At 67.5% G+C, this 15373-nt stretch carries 19 protein-coding genes and 2 pseudogenes; 13 read left to right on the top strand and 8 right to left on the bottom strand.

Going from position 1 to position 15373, the window contains the following annotated elements; all coding sequences use genetic code 11:
- Window positions 1–40: 40 nt before the first annotated feature.
- Window positions 41–655: pseudogene (locus tag L1088_RS05350) on the bottom strand (DDE-type integrase/transposase/recombinase); the annotation flags it as partial.
- A 62-nt stretch (window positions 656–717) separates the two neighbouring features.
- Between L1088_RS05350 and L1088_RS05355 the strand changes: the two are divergent.
- On the top strand, window positions 718–1089 hold the full coding sequence (locus L1088_RS05355; RefSeq protein WP_234554041.1) for a lamin tail domain-containing protein: 372 nt from the start codon (window positions 718–720) through the stop codon (window positions 1087–1089).
- A 45-nt stretch (window positions 1090–1134) separates the two neighbouring features.
- Window positions 1135–1491 carry a lamin tail domain-containing protein gene (locus L1088_RS05360; protein WP_234554042.1) on the top strand — a complete coding sequence of 119 codons (357 nt, stop codon included), beginning with the start codon at window positions 1135–1137 and terminating at the stop codon, window positions 1489–1491.
- A 221-nt stretch (window positions 1492–1712) separates the two neighbouring features.
- Here the strand turns inward: L1088_RS05360 and L1088_RS05365 are convergent, their stop codons facing one another.
- Complete coding sequence (locus L1088_RS05365; protein ID WP_234554043.1) at window positions 1713–2153, bottom strand: hypothetical protein; 441 nt, start codon at window positions 2151–2153, stop codon at window positions 1713–1715.
- A gap of 146 nt (window positions 2154–2299) precedes the next feature.
- Window positions 2300–2434 carry a hypothetical protein gene (locus L1088_RS12430; protein ID WP_267961053.1) on the bottom strand — a complete coding sequence of 45 codons (135 nt, stop codon included), beginning with the start codon at window positions 2432–2434 and terminating at the stop codon, window positions 2300–2302.
- 881 nt (window positions 2435–3315) lie between these two features.
- On the opposite strand from L1088_RS12430, the gene L1088_RS05370 reads away from it, so the two are divergent.
- Entirely contained in the window at window positions 3316–3510 is a 195-nt protein-coding gene (locus L1088_RS05370) for a hypothetical protein (RefSeq protein WP_234554044.1), read from the top strand.
- Window positions 3511–3702: 192 nt separating this feature from the next.
- Here the strand turns inward: L1088_RS05370 and L1088_RS05375 are convergent, their stop codons facing one another.
- Window positions 3703–3930, bottom strand: coding sequence for a hypothetical protein (locus L1088_RS05375; RefSeq protein WP_234554045.1), 228 nt, complete (start codon window positions 3928–3930; stop codon window positions 3703–3705).
- 45 nt (window positions 3931–3975) lie between these two features.
- Here L1088_RS05375 and L1088_RS05380 point away from each other — a divergent pair, with 45 nt between their 5' ends.
- The 6 genes from L1088_RS05380 to L1088_RS05405 all read left to right on the top strand — a co-directional run bounded on the left by L1088_RS05380 (window position 3976) and on the right by L1088_RS05405 (window position 8771).
- Entirely contained in the window at window positions 3976–4410 is a 435-nt protein-coding gene (locus L1088_RS05380) for a hypothetical protein (RefSeq protein ID WP_234554046.1), read from the top strand.
- Window positions 4411–4911: 501 nt separating this feature from the next.
- Window positions 4912–6684 (top strand): S8 family serine peptidase, encoded by a 1773-nt coding sequence (locus tag L1088_RS05385; protein ID WP_234554047.1) that lies wholly within the window; start codon window positions 4912–4914, stop codon window positions 6682–6684.
- A gap of 208 nt (window positions 6685–6892) precedes the next feature.
- Complete coding sequence (locus L1088_RS05390; protein WP_234554048.1) at window positions 6893–7186, top strand: hypothetical protein; 294 nt, start codon at window positions 6893–6895, stop codon at window positions 7184–7186.
- A 28-nt stretch (window positions 7187–7214) separates the two neighbouring features.
- Window positions 7215–7436 (top strand): hypothetical protein, encoded by a 222-nt coding sequence (locus tag L1088_RS05395; RefSeq protein ID WP_234554049.1) that lies wholly within the window; start codon window positions 7215–7217, stop codon window positions 7434–7436.
- Between the two features lie 134 nt (window positions 7437–7570).
- The gene (locus L1088_RS05400) at window positions 7571–8233 is read left to right on the top strand and encodes a hypothetical protein (RefSeq protein ID WP_234554050.1); all 663 of its coding nucleotides are present in this window, start codon (window positions 7571–7573) and stop codon (window positions 8231–8233) included.
- A gap of 28 nt (window positions 8234–8261) precedes the next feature.
- Entirely contained in the window at window positions 8262–8771 is a 510-nt protein-coding gene (locus L1088_RS05405) for a hypothetical protein (RefSeq protein ID WP_234554051.1), read from the top strand.
- 60 nt (window positions 8772–8831) lie between these two features.
- Here L1088_RS05405 and L1088_RS05410 read toward each other — a convergent pair whose 3' ends face one another.
- From L1088_RS05410 to L1088_RS05420, 3 genes are read right to left on the bottom strand one after another with little or no spacing between them, the layout of a single operon-like run.
- On the bottom strand, window positions 8832–10469 hold the full coding sequence (locus tag L1088_RS05410; protein ID WP_234554052.1) for a hypothetical protein: 1638 nt from the start codon (window positions 10467–10469) through the stop codon (window positions 8832–8834).
- 26 nt (window positions 10470–10495) lie between these two features.
- On the bottom strand, window positions 10496–12208 hold the full coding sequence (locus L1088_RS05415; protein ID WP_234554053.1) for a hypothetical protein: 1713 nt from the start codon (window positions 12206–12208) through the stop codon (window positions 10496–10498).
- A 10-nt stretch (window positions 12209–12218) separates the two neighbouring features.
- Entirely contained in the window at window positions 12219–12542 is a 324-nt protein-coding gene (locus L1088_RS05420; protein WP_234554054.1) for a hypothetical protein, read from the bottom strand.
- Between the two features lie 509 nt (window positions 12543–13051).
- Between L1088_RS05420 and L1088_RS05425 the strand changes: the two genes are divergently transcribed.
- Window positions 13052–14014 (top strand): site-specific integrase, encoded by a 963-nt coding sequence (locus L1088_RS05425; RefSeq protein WP_234554055.1) that lies wholly within the window; start codon window positions 13052–13054, stop codon window positions 14012–14014.
- A gap of 18 nt (window positions 14015–14032) precedes the next feature.
- On the opposite strand, the gene L1088_RS05430 is transcribed toward L1088_RS05425, so the two are convergent.
- The gene (locus L1088_RS05430) at window positions 14033–14266 is read right to left on the bottom strand and encodes a hypothetical protein (RefSeq protein ID WP_234554056.1); all 234 of its coding nucleotides are present in this window, start codon (window positions 14264–14266) and stop codon (window positions 14033–14035) included.
- Between the two features lie 208 nt (window positions 14267–14474).
- Between L1088_RS05430 and L1088_RS05435 the strand changes: the two genes are divergently transcribed.
- The 3 genes and pseudogenes from L1088_RS05435 to L1088_RS12435 all read left to right on the top strand — a co-directional run.
- Window positions 14475–14699 (top strand): AbrB/MazE/SpoVT family DNA-binding domain-containing protein, encoded by a 225-nt coding sequence (locus L1088_RS05435; protein WP_234554057.1) that lies wholly within the window; start codon window positions 14475–14477, stop codon window positions 14697–14699.
- Entirely contained in the window at window positions 14696–15028 is a 333-nt protein-coding gene (gene mazF / locus L1088_RS05440; protein WP_234554058.1) for an endoribonuclease MazF, read from the top strand. The genes L1088_RS05435 and mazF overlap by 4 nt, the downstream gene beginning before the upstream one ends.
- Window positions 15029–15120: 92 nt before the next feature.
- A pseudogene (locus tag L1088_RS12435) lies at window positions 15121–15373 on the top strand (hypothetical protein); the annotation flags it as partial.

Genomic DNA, 15373 nt, shown 5'->3' on the forward strand with positions numbered 1-15373 from the left:
TGCTTCCCCCAGGCTACACCCCTTGGCCTCTCTCTTGGGGTGGTCCAAATTCGGGGTAGCACTTCAGGGCAATCCCCAAACGCCGGCAAGTCTCCTCAAACTCCGCCATGAACTCGCTACCCCCATCCACCTGTACCGCACGGATGGGGAATGGCGCCTCGGCCACCAGTCGGGACAGAAACGCCCCAGCCAACCTCGCCGTGGCCCGGCCATGCACCTCCCCCAGGGCATAGCGGGAACAAAGGTCTACCGCCGAAAACTGCCGCACCACCTCCCCAGGCCCCAGGGTCACCCCCAAGGTGTCCACCTGGACCAGATCCCCAGGAGCCTGGACCTCGTATCCCCGGGGCTTCCTTCGGGCGTAGGGTCTCCTACCTCTCCCCCTGGCCTTCCCTCTCCCCCTCCTAGCCAGAAAGCGGGCCACGCTCTCCACCCGTCCTCTCCCCTCAAGGTGGGCCAGGATACGGCCCACCGTGCGTTCGCTCACCGCATAACCCTCCTTCCGGAGCGTCACCCAGATGGGCCATCGCCCCCAGGTGGGGTTCGCCTTCCTCAGCTCTTCCACCCGGAGAAGAAGCTCGGGCCTCCAGTGCCTCTTTCCCCGTGTACGCTTGGGGCGGCGGGACTTGGGCTTGAGCCCGGCTAGCCCCTCCTCCATATGGGGAACCTCCGCTATAGGGTCGGTTCCCCATCTTTTTATCCCACTCGGCGTCTTACATGTGTCTGTCCACTTTGGACCACGCCTACGCCACCCCGAGCCTCACCGCCCAGGTGCAGGGGGTCTTGGTTTGGCACATCAACGCCGATGAGCCCCTGGTGCTGGACTACACCCTGGCCTACAAAACCGACGACCGCTATGCGCCCGACCCCTACCGGGCCAGCGACCACGACCCCCTCCTCCTGGCCCTGGCCCTCACCGCCGACGCCCCGCCCTCGGGGGGTGGACCCGGCACAGGAGGGTCCACCTGCGCCCAGGAGGGGGCCCCCGTGGTCATCAACGAGTTCCGCTTCCGGGGGCCGAGCGGAGGAAACGACGAGTTCATCGAGCTCTTCAACCGCTCCTGCACCCCGGTGGACCTCACGAGATGAAAACTCCAAGGCTGGAGCGGGACCTCCTGGGGGGAGAGGACCGCTTTGGCCAGCGTGACCCTGGAGCCCGGCCAGTACTACCTCCTGGCTAACACCGCCTCTGGGGGCTACAGCCTGAGCGTGCCCCCAGACCAGACCTATGCCACAGGCATTGGGGATAACCGGGCGGTGCGCCTCCTGGACGCCCAGGGGCAGGTGGTGGACCTGGTAGGGTTTGCCGCGAGCGGGCAGTTTGAAGGGGTGGGCATCCCCGACGGCCCCACCGCCAACCCCTCAGGCCAGATCAGCTGGAAGCGCCTGCCCTCGGGTAAGGACAGCGATAACAACGCCCAAGACTTCTTCTTCGGGGAAAGCTGGGCCAACCCGCAAAACCGGCAAAGCCCCTTATACGGCGACAACTGAGGCCGTCTACAGGGGAGCGTGGGGGCCCCACGCTCCCCTCCCTTTTGAGTCAGAAGGCGCGGCTAGCCTAGGCCTAGCCCGAAACCCACTCCCCGCCCCCTACGTTTGAGGTGGCCTTGGACCACTAAGGCACTCGCCACCCGTTCCGGCGAGACGTCAAGGCGAAGATGGGGCCTAGAGGGCAAGGCGGATAGAACCCGGTGCGGGAGGGAAAGGAGCCTTTACCCCCAAGGATGGTGCTTCCCAATGGCAAACCCTATCAGGAGGCCCTCCTCGTACCCGTAGATGAAGCTGTGGAGGTCTTTTTCGTCGAGAGGTCGGGCTAGGAGTTTTTCTTCTCCTTCCCCGCAGAGCCAGATCCCAAGGTCCGCACCGCGTTCCGTGAGGATCTCCCAAGCACCCCTCCACGAGTTGGAGCGGGCCGTGTCCCACACTTTGGACGGAGGAACGCTGGAGAGAGGTGGGGGAAGGTTAGGCTCTCCCGAACTTCCCTTGGCCTTCAACCCCTCGGCGAAGCCCGTTGTAAAACCCATAAGCCACCCACCTGCTTCCACCGTGGACCGCATGAGAATTCTTCTCCGCCAAGTTTCGATACGGCGGACAAGGCTAGAGAAGGGGTCAGAATTGGCCGGGTCCTGCCCGCGGTTGGCGTCCGGCTCCATACCTTTACCTTAGCGCTTCAGGGTTTTTTTGGGCTAGATCGACTGTTTAGGGAAGGGAAGAAGGGTGTAAGGTGTACAAGATGGCTTGGGGCTAGGGACTTGCCGGAAAGGGTTGGATAAAGGCAGGGGGACCTCCAGGTCCCCGATCAGCGCCTCCGGTCCTTCCTCTCGTCCAGCCAGGCCCAGATCCCCGCCAAGCCGTAAGAGGAGAGGACAAAGCCCAGAGAAAAAGCTAGGGCTACGGCCCACTTGGTCCAGTAGTCCATTTCTACCCCTGTCATGCTCCCATGGTAATCCCCCGCTTTCGGGGTTTGCAAGATGGAACGCTTGCCAAACTGAGCTTGCTTTGCAAGCCTTCTTGAGGTATGCGTTTCCCCAGTGGCAAGCGCGGATTTCCCCGAAGGAAGCCTAGACCCAGGGAAGTCCTGGACCTCTGCCTGCACCTGGCCCAGGAGGTGGCCCCACCTACCCCCAAAGGCCACCCCGCCAGACCCTGGCGCTAGGGCTACCTCGCCCTCCTCCTCTTCTGCGCCTTCTACAGCCTCACCTACCGGGCTACAGAGGCCCATCTCCAAGACCTCCTAGAGAGCCCCCTTCCCTCCCACCAAGCCCTAGCTGCCTACGCCCAGAAGCACCTGAACAAAGCCGTGCTGCAGGCGCTGCTGGAGCGGCTGGTGCAGGAGGTGGAAGCTCGGCCTCCCCAAGAGGAAGGTGAACCCTCCTTTTCATGAAGGACAGCACCCATTTGGTTTACCGCAGCAAGGATACGGTGCTGCGTTGGCGCGGGAGGCAGGAGGAGCGGTGGATGCGGGGGCACAGCCGGCTCCTGGCCCTGGTGCGGGGGCTTGCGGTGTGGTCCTTGATCCGGCTGCGTGGGCGAGCGGGACGTGCGGGACGAGGTGCGGCGGGGTTTCTTGCCCTCTAGAAAGGGCGGGCGTTTGGGTGGCTCAAAGACGCGGAGAGGAGGTGCTGGTCTTCCTCCTCCCGCTTGAAGGCGTGGGCTACGTGAGCTTCTGCCAGGTGAGGTGATGCGGTGGGACGCTTCCTGCCTGCGCTTTTCCTCCTGACCCTCGGCTTAGCCTTGGACCTGCATGCCAGGGCTTCGTCTGGGGCCTCCTCTCCCCTTCTGGGGATCTCCCTCCCTGGAAACGCGCCCGGCGGTGTGGAGGAGTTGACGCTGGAAAGGGCCTTCCAAAGGGTGGCCTCCGCCCTACGGTTTACCTGCGACCTCAGAGCCTTGGAGGTGGACCGCCTGAATGGCCCTCTTGGGGAGGAAGGCCGCCGGGGGCTGGAGCGGAAGCTCCGGGAAACCGGCTGGCAGCCCGCCTTCAGCGCCATTGGGGCAACCCGGGCCTGACTGCTGGAACGGGAGGTCTTCGGCCGGAGGGTGAGAGTTCTCCTGGTGGAGGCCCAGGAAGGGGGCAGAGCCCTTTTAGGGGCCTGCCCCAGCCCCTGGTAGCTCGCCTCCGCTGGGCGGAGCTCTCCTTAGAAGCCGGGTAAGCTAACAGGAGGGCGGTGGGCCCTCGAGGGCCGCCCCCTCAAGACCCGCCTAGCCGCTGTAATCCGCCAGGCGGGCTTTAGCCTCCTCCAGCCAGGCCTCAACCTCCTCCCGGGGAACGCCAAAGAGGGCGGCGATCTCCGTGGGCGTGTGAGGGTGGGCGTTCAAAACCCCGGAGTACATGGCGAGCACCATGTACCCTCTCTCCCCAAGGAGCTCACGCGCCTCCTCCTCTTTCAGCCGAGACAGGTGTTCCCGAATCCGCTCCAGCTCGTTCACGGGTCGAGAATACCAGAAAAGCCCAAAATGCCATCCATAGACACCTTGAAGGGACTCATCGAAGCCGCCCGGCCCTACCTCCCCGGCCTCCCCCCGGAGGTGGAGGTGGTGCCTTGGGGAAAGACGGGCCTCGGTCACGGGCGTAGCCCGTATCTTGAGGACCCCCGCTACCTGGGCCTGGCCTTCCGGGACCGCCCGGCCATCGCCCTTCGCCCCGGCCTCGAGGGGGAAGCCCTGGAGCGGGTGGTCCTTCACGAACTCCTCCACCTGGCCGAGCCCCTCCTCTCTGAAGGGTGGACCAGGGCTTTGGAGCCCGTACTCCGCTACACCCTCAAGGCGGGGCTTCCTCCCCGGGACGTGCCCAGGCTGGCCTGGGTTTCCCTCGAGGAAGCCCAAGCCCGCCTCCTCCAAGACCTTCCCCCCATCGAGGGGGAAGAGGCCCGCTTCTTCCCCGGCCCTGGGGGTGGTCCCCGACCCTGACCTGACCGAGGATCCCTTCTACCTCTTTTGAGATAACCTTCCAGTTTCTGCCACCCCGAAATCCTACAGGAAGGGGGGAGGGGTGCGGAATGTGGGCTTTTACCCTGGTCACCCCTGCGCTTCTCCCACCTTTTCTTTTCACTCGGTTCCCTTCCTCGCTGTTCTCCCTCTCCCTCCCCCCGTGCCAGGGGCATAGTGTCCCCCCCCACCCCTCGAGGCCCAGCCCTATAGGGTGTCCCCCTAGGGAACCCACTCGAGTCAGCAGGAAGGGGGGTAGGGGCGAGCGATTACCCCCCTCTCTGCTGACAGGGGAGAGGAAAGGGAGAACGGCTTCCCCTTTTCCCTCCTCTCCCGCCCCCTTTCCCTCCCCCCTCGGGCTTCGAGTCAGCAGGAAGGGGGGTAAAAATCAGCGGTTGCCCCCCTCTCTGCTGACAGGGGAAGAGGGGGGAGTGACCGGAGGCTGGTCCCCCCGCCCCTACCCTAAGGGAGGTTCTCCTCCGGGTGGAAGGCCTGCCTGCCCCTCCCCCACCCCTCCGGGTGGACCTGACCCGGGGGCAGGCCCAGGTGGAGCTCCTCCTGGAGGCCCCACCGGGGGACCACCGGGGCCTGGTGGTGGCCGAGGGCGGGGGGCTTAGGCGGGAGGCCCCCTTCCGCCTCCAGGTAGCCCCAAGGCCCCCTGCTGAGGCCTTCCTGGAGGGGGTGGTTTATGTGGGAACCTCCGGCCCAAGGCCCCAAGGGGCCGGGGCTTCCCCGAGCTACCTCCGCTTTTGCCCCACGGGGTGCCCGGGCAGGCCCCTGGGCGGGGGATGGTACCGGGCGGAAGGCCTTCTCCCCCAAGGTCTGGCCCAAGGTCTTCCCGACCGCCCCATCCGGGCCCAGGGGGTGGCCGAACCCCTGTTCCCCCGGCAGTGGAACCTCCGCCTCTCCCGCTTCCCCGAGGCCTGGGGCCGGGCCACGGGAGCGGGGGTGGTGGTGGCCGTGCCCGACACCGGGGTCCTCGGGGGCCACCCCGACCTGCAGGGGGCCCTCCTCCCCGGGCTGGACCTCCTGGAGGGGGACACCGACCCGGAGGAGCCCCCCACGGGAAGCCCCTGGCAGACCTTCCACGGCAGCCACGTGGCCGGGATCGTGGCCGCTCCCTGGCAGGGGGTGGGGATGGCCGGGGCCTCCCAGGCGGGGATCCTCCCCATCCGGCTCCTCACCCCCGAGGGCACCGGGTGGGAGAGCGACTTGATCCTGGCCCTGCGCTGGGCGGCAGGCCTGCCCGTGGCGGGCCTTCCCCCAAACCCCCACCCGGCGCAGGTGGTGAACCTCTCCCTGGCCGGGGAGGGGGCCTGCAGCCCCGCCCTGCAGCAAGCCCTGGACGAGGTGCGCTCCCACGGGGTCTTGGTGGTGGCGGCGGCGGGGAACCAGGGGCGGGACCACCGGGAGTTCTTCCCCGCCAACTGCCGGGGCGTTTTGGCGGTGGGAGCGGTGGGGCCGGATGGGCGGCTCGCCCCCTACAGCAACCGGGGAGCCCCCCTTCTGGCCCCAGGGGGGAACGGGGCCTTGGGGGCCGAGGCCCTGGTCCTGGGGCCCAGCTTCGCCTCGGGCTTCGCCTACCGCCTCCTGCAGGGGACCAGCCAGGCGGCCCCCCACGCCGCCGGGGCGGCGGCCCTCCTCCTCAGCCTTCGGCCCGGTCTGGGCCCGGAGGCCCTCGAGGCCGCCCTCCTCCTGGGGGCGGAGGCCACCCCTGAGGGGCGGCTCCTCCGGGCGGACGGGGCCCTGGACGCCCTGGGGGACGGGGGCGTGCTCCTGCGGGCAGAAGGGGAGCTCGCCCTCCGGCCCGGGGAGGAGGGGCAGGTGGGGGTGGAGGTGCTGGCCCCCTTCCCCGTGCGGGTGGAGGTCCGTCCCGACCCCGGCCTCTCCGCCTACCTGGCCCCAAACCCGGCCCAAGGCCGGGCGGTGCTGCGGGTGCGGGCGGCCTTGGGGCTTTCCCCAGGGGCGTACCGGGTGGCCCTGGGGGCGGGCCAGGGCCAGGCGGAGGTGCCCGTGGCGGTGGGCGTGGGAAGGGAGCGGGTGGTGCTGGAGGCCTGCCCCCCCTCAGGGTCCTGCCTGCGGGCGACGCTGCCCCCCGGGGGCGGGCCTTTCCGCCTGGAAGCCGCCCCGGGCCTCCCCTACCGCCTCCAGGCCTTCCTGGACGGCAACGGCAACGGCCTCCTGGACCCCTGGGAGCCTCGAGGGGAGGCGGAGGCCCTGGCCCCGGCCCGGGGTGTGGTGCTCATGGTATGGTAGACCTCTTTTTCTTCTTCCCGTCCCTACCAGGAGGAGGACTTCCTGGCGCTCCTCAGGGATCGGGACCTTAGAGACTGTCGTAAAAGTCGTGGACCTTTGAGGGGTGTAGAGGACACGCCCATTCCACCTCAACGACCTCAGCGATGAGGAATGGGCCATCCTTGAGCCCCTGAACCCTGCTCCCAATCCCGGGGGTCGCCCCGCCGAGGTGCCTCGCCGACTTTCCCGCCCGTGGGAAGACTGCGAGGGCCCCATTCCCCTCGAGGATCTCGGCTCGGGTCTGGAGCGGGTGGCCGACTACCACGCCGCCCAAGCCCTAGAGAACCTGGGGCTGGCGGAGCCCCTGCTGGAGGAGGCCCGCAAGGCTCTGGCGGCGGGGAACGCCCAGGAGGCGAAAGCTTCCTTGGGGCAAGCCCTCGATTCCCTGAGCCGGGGCCTGTCCCACAGCTGGAAGCACCTGGGCCTCCGCCACCTGCTTTACGGCAACCGCGGGCTCTTGTGAACCCTTGGCGGGGGAAGGGGGAAAGGCGATGGGAGCTTCCGCCGCAGAGCCGAAGGAGTTCCGGCTCACCCCAGAGCAGGCGGTGGCGCTTCTGAACCTCCTCGAGGCGGAGCTGGACTACGAGGGCTTCCTGCCCAGGCCCCTTGAGGAGGTGCGGGAGGCGCTGAAGGCGTGGGTCAGGGAGCGGAACCTGGCCCGCAAAAACCCTGCGGGCGGCTACTACCTGGTAAGGAGGGAGCACGGAGCGTGAGGCTGTTTAGCTGGAGCCGTGCCTGAAGCGACCGACAAGCAGGCCCCCAGGCTATCTGGGGGCTTTTCGTTTTTGCGGGAAGAGACTCCTGTGGTCCGTTCCCCGCCGCTATCCTTTAGGCGAAAGGAGGAAAGATGACGGACCTCACGATCGCTCCCATGGAAGAGATCCTGGCGGTAGCTTCGAAGGAGCTAGAAAGGGTCAAGCTACCCGGCACGGCAGACTACCTGCGCCGGGAGCTGGACAAGGCCACAGAAAAAGGGGACGAGTACTTTCTCCTCCAGCCCCTGGGGGCCATCCGCTACGCCCTGGCCCTGCAGGAGAAGGCCCTAGAATACGCCAAGCGCTACAACTACGGGGCGGAGGTGGCCGACAGGGTGGTCCTGCGCCGCCTGCGGATCATCCCCCCCTACTGGCTTACGGACTACATCACGCCGAAGGGATGGGAGAAGGCGAAGAACCAAGCGGCCGAGGTGGCCCGGCGGACCTTCCTGCACGAATTCAACGAGGAAGCCCTCTACCTCCACTACCTCAAGCGGGCCGGGGCGGACCTGCGGGTGGAGCTTCTGGAAGCCCAGCGCTCCCCCAAGGGAGACTCGATCCACCTGCCCGTGTGGGTGGGGGATGGAAGGGAGGGGGTGATGCTGGAGGTGTTCTACCTGGAGGATATGCCCTTCACCGAAGCCGTCACCCGCTTGCTCTCCGAACCCCCGGCCTCCTGGGATAAGGAGCGCCTCGAGGCTGCCCGGCACCTGGCGGTGCAGGCGGTGCGGGAAGCCCGCTTCACCCGCACCTGAAGGCAAAGGTCTCCCCGCAGGAGGAGGTATGAACAAGCCCACGAAGGAGATCCCCCTCGAGGCCCAAAGGATCGCCTCAGCCGCCCTCAAGGTGGCTGGCGGGCTTTTCCCTCCCGTCTTCCTCGTCCAAAGCTTGTGGAAGGGCCAGAACCTTTTGCGTCTGCGCCAAGCGCCCGCCTTCTTCTTCCTCACCCCCCTCCTTGCGGCCCTCAGCGCTTTTCTTCTCTACTTCCTGGTGCCCAGCGCCCCGATACCCGCCCTCCTTTCCGCCCTCACGGCCCTTGCGGTGGGGGCGTGGCTTCTCCCAAGGAGCCTGGGCCGGGAGGGGCACCCCTTCCCCGGCGCTTCCGCCGTGGCCCTGGCCTCCACCCTCTCCTGGGCTCTCGGGAGCTTCCTCTACTGGAAGGGGCTCCATGGGGGCTCCCTCCTCGAGGTGGCCTTCGGGGGGACGGCCGCCATCCTCGGGTACGCCTACCTGTTCCCCCACCTGGAGGCGGGGCTGGCGCAAATGGGGGAAGGGGCGGAACCCCCTCAATAGCGGCTGAACGGGTCCAAAAAACCGCCCCCTGGTTTCCCCAGGGGGCTTTCCCTTTCCTTCCTACCACCCAGGGGGCAGGGCCCAGCTGGGGAGCCGTAGCTCCCCCGGCCTCACCCTGGTCAGGCTGGAGCCGTCGTAGAGGAAGTCCCCCAGGCGGGAGAGGATGGGGGCGGGCCCAAAGGGGTACAGGTACTCCAGCCCCCCGCCCACCTGGGCCAGGCCGAAGAAGCTGTCCAGCATGGCGCTGGTGGCCCGGTCGTAGGTGTGGAAGCCCACCCCCAGGGTGCGGCAGTCGGGGTTGTCCCTGGTGCCCCCCAGGTACACGTCGGACCAGACGATGTGCCACTCGTCCTCCCCGTAGGGGTGGGAGGGGTCGGGCTCCCAGCCCGTCATGGCGGTGAAGCGGTAGAGGATGGCCGTGCGGAAGGTGCGCCCAGGGGGATCGCCGAAGCCGTGGACGGGGTACTGGGGGGGCATATCCCTCTGGGGGAAGCCAATGATGTACGGCAGGTGGGTGCCCCAGCCCCCGGCGAACCCGCTCTCCCCCACGCTGTAGTCCACCACGTCCCCGTCCACCAAAAAGACCTTGTGGTTGAAGTAGCTCACGTAGGCCTGGAGCGCCCCGAGCTTCTGGATGAAGTTCCCCTGCTCCCATATCTCCCTGGGCACCCGGTCGTAGTCCACGGGCACCTTGCGGGGGACGAAGGGGCCCACGTAGAAGGGCATGGCCCAGCCCACCCCCGGCTGACAGAGGGGCGTGGGCGGGGTGACCACCCCCGAGCCCAGCCGGAAGGCGTAGTAGCTCTCGTTGTCCCAATGGTGCTGCAGGGCGTCAAGCTCCGGCCAGGGGGTGTAGCCCTTGGCCGCCTCCTCCGGGATGCGGTACTGGTTGGCCATCTGGCGGGCCAGTCTGGCGTACCCCTGGGTCATGGGGTAGGCGTCGTGTTCTGGGACCCGCCTGGGCTCCAGCACCCTGTACTCCGGCAGGATCTTGGGGTACTTGCCGGGGCGCAGCTCTATCCGGTAGCGGGTCTTGAAGGCGTAGGTCTTGCCGTTGTCGGGGTCGGGAAGCTCCCGCAGGTGGCGGGCGTAGTCCACGGGGTCTGCGGGCCAGTAGACCATGTTGGTGGCCCGCATCTGCACCAGCCACTCCCACTCCCCGCCCAGCTGGCCGTCTTTGCCCGTGAGGTTGGGGAAGAGCTTGGTGGGGGCACCGGCGTTCCCCACGATCTGGTACATTCCCACGCTGGGGTACGTCAGCCCGTACCGCTCGAAGGCGTGGGCGAAGCACCCCTGCAGGGGAGGGTCCACGCAGACCCCGTCCACAATCTTGGGCACCCTGCGGGTCACCAGGAAGCGGTGTTCGGGGAAGCCGGGGATTTTCAGGTAGCCCAGGGCGGGGCCGTGGGCCCCCGCCCGGAGGGTCACCTCTCCAGGAACCCCCTGCACCTCCCCCAGAAGCTCGCCGGGCGTGCCGGAGGGGAGATCCTCCGGCTGGGCGTCCACGGTGTCCAGCCACGCCTCGGGGAAGGAGCAGACCCACTTGGGGGTCTCCGGCCCGAAGAGGGGGTGCTGGCAGGCCGCACCCCCTCCCCCAGTCCCCTGGAGGTTGCACCCCCCCACCGCCCCCATGAGGCCCAGGAGGAGGAGGGGGAAAGCCGCCTTGGCCATCTTGGTCCACCTACCCTTGCCGCTCATGGGGGCCATTATAGGGCGGGGAGGCTTTACCAAAGGCCGAAGAAGCGGGAGTTGAGGGTGGAGGTTGCGAGATTGTCACTAGGGTCACGGTAAGTAACCTGCCTGACAAAGCTGCACCCCCCGCCCTGGATCTCCAGGTCTGTGTACAGGTTCCCCGACCCCCCCGTGTAGTAGTAGAGGCCGTTTTTGCCTAAGGGAACGGTGCTGTTGGCGTTTACCGTCCTGCTGGGGAAGCTGTAGGAGGCGCTGCCGTTCTGCACGTACCCCGTGAGGGTGGCGGGCGGGGTCAGCTCGTAGATGGTCAAGGTGCTGGAAGACTTGTTCTTCAGGGTGCAGGTTCCCGTGTAGGCAGGGAAGGTTAGGGAGGCGCTGGGGAAGGTGAGGGTCTGCCCGGTATCGAACACGTTGTCCCCGCCGGGAAGCTGGGGGTCGGCGAAGGTGAAGGTTTGGTAGACGCCCGTCCCAGTAATGGTGGTGCCCCCGCTGGTGGCGGTACCGCTGGCGGTGGCTGTCCCGAAGGCGCCGTTGTAGTACGCCCTGGGGGTGAAGGTGGCCGAAAGGGGCGTGGAGGAGGAGGCGTAGAGGTTGCTGGGCTTCCTGGAACCTAGGATGCGGGGAAGAATGATGCCGTCGGTATCATCGGTTGTGGCCCCAAAGGTCTCCCAGCCGGGCCGGGTTCTCACCTCCAGGCTGGGCAAAGAGGTACGCACCCCTCCCGTGTTCCCAGGGGCCCCGAAGCCCGTGCCCCAGCATCCATCCCCGCTCATCTTGAAGTGGATGCCGTTGTTGTACTCGTAGCGGTCGGTGTAGTACCCCGAACAATCGTCCGGGCCGTAGATGGCAAAGGAGCCGAAGAGCTGGATCCGGTAGGAGGGTACCTGGGGGTCGCTAAAGGTGTAGGCATACCCGCTCCCGCTATCCAACGGCCTGGGCACCAGGGCCCGCTGCACCGCCCTGGCCCAGTTGCCGACCCCGCCCCCGCCGCACCAGCCGTAGATGTCCACCCCGTAGGCCACCCCCGGCTGGAGGGAGGAGACGGGCACGGTGAAGGAGCCGTTGTAGTCGCTGGTGGCCGTACACCCCGTCATCTTGTAGTAGAGGGTGATGGTGCTGGGGGTGCCGGGGGGAAGGGTGAGGACGTACTCGGCGCTCCCAGAACGCATTCCCCAGAGTAATGCGGTGATGGGAGTGCCATACACGGACAACCCAAAGAGTACTCCCAGTATTCCTGCCCACACGGGGATCTCGCTGTTGGCGTACACCTCCCCGTAGACCAGCTGGGCGCTGGACCGCTGGTAGTTGGAGGCGTCGGTGAGGATGACCGTGCCGTAGTTAAAGAAGTTCCCCTGGCTCGCCCGCACCCGGACGTACAGGGCCTTGGGGCCGCCGGGGGCGTAGCGCACTTCCCCCTGGTACACCTGCCCGGCCTGGACCTGGTAGAGGCGGGCGATGTGCTGGTTGTCCCGGGATTGCCTAGGCCTTAAAGGATTACCCCCTTGATCCCTCACCTCCACACTCGAGGGCATCCCCATCAGGTTGTTGCTCCCCAGGGTCATGCCCGCCACGATGCCGAGATCCTTGGTGCCCGTGAAGTTCCCCAAGGTGAAGGTGCGGGTGCCCCAGGTGGTGATCTTCACCTGGTCCGGTGGGGTTTGGGCGAGGGCCTCGAGGGGGAAGTGGAAGGCCAGGGCCAAAGCGGCGCTCAAGGCCAGGTGGCGGAAAAGGGGATGGTCCTTCATGCTCTTCCTCCTATCGGGTGACCGCCTGCGGGCAGTCCGCCAGGTGGGTGTCGGGGATGCTCGAGGGCAACCCGCTCCCGATGTACAGGCAGACCAGGGGGTTGATGTTGCTCTTCTGCCAAGAGGAGCAACTGGGGCAGTCCACGGTGATCTGGAGGCCGGCGCTGTTGGGGGGTGCCTGGGTGGTGTAGGTGATGGTGAGGTCTGTGGTGTTGCCCTTGGATACGGAAGGGCTTGCGCTGGTGGGAGAAGGGGTGTACTGGAGGCCGCTTCCGGAGTCGGTGAAAGGGGAGTGGCTTTCGCACCCACCGGTCCCACCTAGGGCAGGGTTCACCCCCGGCCCTCCCGCGGGGAGATGCGCCTTGCCCGGAGTCCCTCCCCCCAGAAGCCCAGCCCACCGCCTCGAGGCCGCCCCAGCCGGCCCGGGGGGGCCACGAGGGTGCCTCGGGCCGGCGGCCCATCTCCTTCCAAGGGGAAAGAGGCTCTGGAGGGCTTCCGCTCTCGCCTGCTCCCCAGGGGGCGCACCGATCCCCTGACCGGGCCTGCCTCAAAACGGCTTGTTCTTCCCCAGGGCTGCCGCGCTTCATTCCGGAAGGCCCTGGGTGGGTAAAAGCCCCGTCAAGTGCTGGGGTGCATTAAACGCCTTTTCTTCCTCCCTTCCCTTTTTCTGCTACCCCCCAACCACAGAAACCCTCATCAAGCACAGGGAAAAGCCCTTTTTCCTTACTCGTGAGGCATGTGGCACGGGGAGTAGCGTGGGGAGGGAGAGGAAGGGGAGAAGAAGGCTGAATCGGCCCGTCCCCCTTGGCGGTGGGAAGTGGGGGCAGTAAAGTGGAAGAGAGGATGCCGGAGGAAATGGGACTGCCCCTCGAGCCCTGGGACTACCCCGAGGAGCGGAAGCGGATGGTGGGTGAGGCCCTGGAGCGGTGGGACGAACGGGTCCTGGAGGAGGCGGTGTGGGCCTACCTGGTCCGGCACCGCAAGCGGCCCGACCGGGCGGTACCCGAGGCGGTGGGGCGGTTCGTCCGCTGGCTGGCCCTCCAGGGGCGGAGGTGGCCGAAGCTGGAGGCCGGGGATCTCCGGGCCTTCCTCCTGGAGGCCAAGGACCGGGGCTTCCCCGGCGGGCCCAAGGGGCCTCTGGCCTGGCCCACCGTGGAGCGGGCCCGCAGGGCCCTCCGCCACCTCTGGCCCTTCCTGGACTGGGCCGGGCATCCCCTGCCCCCCCAGGTGGAGTATCCCCCGCAGATGGCCCCCGTCTTCCATGAGCCCTCTCCCCTCTCCGAAGGGGAGTGGCAGGCCCTCTGGCGGCGGGCTGAGGAGTACGCCCCCGCCCACTGGCGTCCCCTCCTGAAGGTTCTCCTGGTCCTCCTGGGGGAGGTGGGCCTCACCCTGAAGGAGGCGGTGGCCCTCTGGAAGGACGACCTCCAAGGGAAGCGCCTCCTGGTCCGGGGGGAGAGGCTTCGGGAGGTGCCCCTCACCCCCTTGGCCCAGGAGGTGCTGGAGGGGTGGCTCCCCTTGCGGGAGTACCTGGCGGGCCACCAGCCCCTCCCCTACCCCCATCTCCTCCTCAACCCCAGCCCCAGGAAGGGCCGGGGGCGGCCCTTGGGCCTGGAGGGGGCCAAGTGGCTCATGAAGGAGTTCACCCTCTTCGCTGGCTACGAACCCCGGGAGGGGCGGCGCACCGACCTGGCCCACCGCCTCCGCTGGCGGGCCATCCGGGGCTACCTCAAGGCGGGGCACCCCAGGGAGAAGGTGGCCTACTGGACGGGGATGCGCACCCTAATGCTCAGGGGGTGGGAGGAGTAGGCCCGAGGGCCTGGGCCCTCACGGCCTCCCCTGAACCGGGGCCAGGCCCAACAGGCGCCTCAGGTTGGCCTCCACCCGTGCCGCATCCCTTGGGAAGAGCCTCCCCACCACCCCCCGCACCAAACGGTGGCCCAGGGTGAACAGCCTGAGACGCGCCACGAAGGCGGCGGTGGATAGGACCCGGGCCGGGCGGTTCTCAGCCGTCTTCGGGTCGAGGATAGCCTCCAGCGCCCGGAGATAGCCCAGGTCCAAAGCCTCCGCGCACCGTGCCGTCCTCCCCTACCTCGTAGAGCAGGTGGTTGCCGGGTCGGACACCTAAGGCTTCCCAGACCAGCTTGGGTTGGGTGGTTCGACCTTTGGTGGACAGACAGGAAAGCAGAACCATGCCTCTACGAATTAAAGAAACCCATCAGCCACTTAGAGGATGCAAGGGGGATATTCCCAGGGCTATACTAGGGCCATGAAGACCAAGGTTGCCCGCTGGGGCCACAGCCTCGCCGTGCGCATCCCCAAACCCTTGGCCGAGGCTGTGGGCCTTCTCCCTGGGGAAGAGGTGATCCTGGAGGCCAAAGGGGAGGGCCTGGTCCTGCGCCCCCTAAAGCTGGAGGACCTCCTGGAGGGGATCACCGAGGAGAACCGCCACGACGAGGTGGACTGGGGGCTCGCAGTGGGGGGTGAGGCGTGAGCTTCGTCCCCGACCGAGGGGACCTGGTGTGGCTGAACTTCGACCCGCAGGCGGGGCACGAACAGGGCAGGAGGAGGCCTGCCCTGACCCTCTCCCCCAAGGCCTACAACGCCCGGGCGGGCCTGGCCCTTTTCTGCCCCGTCACCTCACGGGTCAAGGGCTACCCCTTCGAAGTGCCCCTTCCCCCCGGGCTCCCCGTGGCGGGGGTGGTCCTGGCAGACCAGGTGCGGAGCCTGGACTACCGGGCCCGGCAGGCTGAACCCATCGCCCGAGCCCCCGAGGAAGTGATACGGGCGGTGCTGGCCCGAGTGAAGCTCCTTCTGGACTGACCTTTTTGAGGCCCCCTGGTCCGGCGGGCCCGCCGGGGTACGGGAAAACGGCTCTCCTGCAGGAGCTGAGACCGGCCCTCCAGGCCTGATCCGTGGTCCTGTGGGCGGACAAGCTCTCCCCCTTCGGAGCCTTCCTCAAAGACCTCTTCCGGGCCCTGTGGGACGCCCGCATCCCCGTGGAGGGAGTGGGCCTCTCCAAGGATCCGGAGGCTCAAAACTTGCACCTCCCGAATACCCCGCATAGACACCTTCCTCCCCCTGCGGGCGGAGGCCATAGGCCCAAAGCTCCCAGCTCGGCCATGAGGACCCGCAAGACCACCTCCGGCAGCAGCAGGCGCGCCGCCT

The sequence above is a fragment of the Thermus caliditerrae genome (genome assembly GCF_021462525.1).
Taxonomy (GTDB): Bacteria; Deinococcota; Deinococci; order Deinococcales; family Thermaceae; genus Thermus; species Thermus caliditerrae.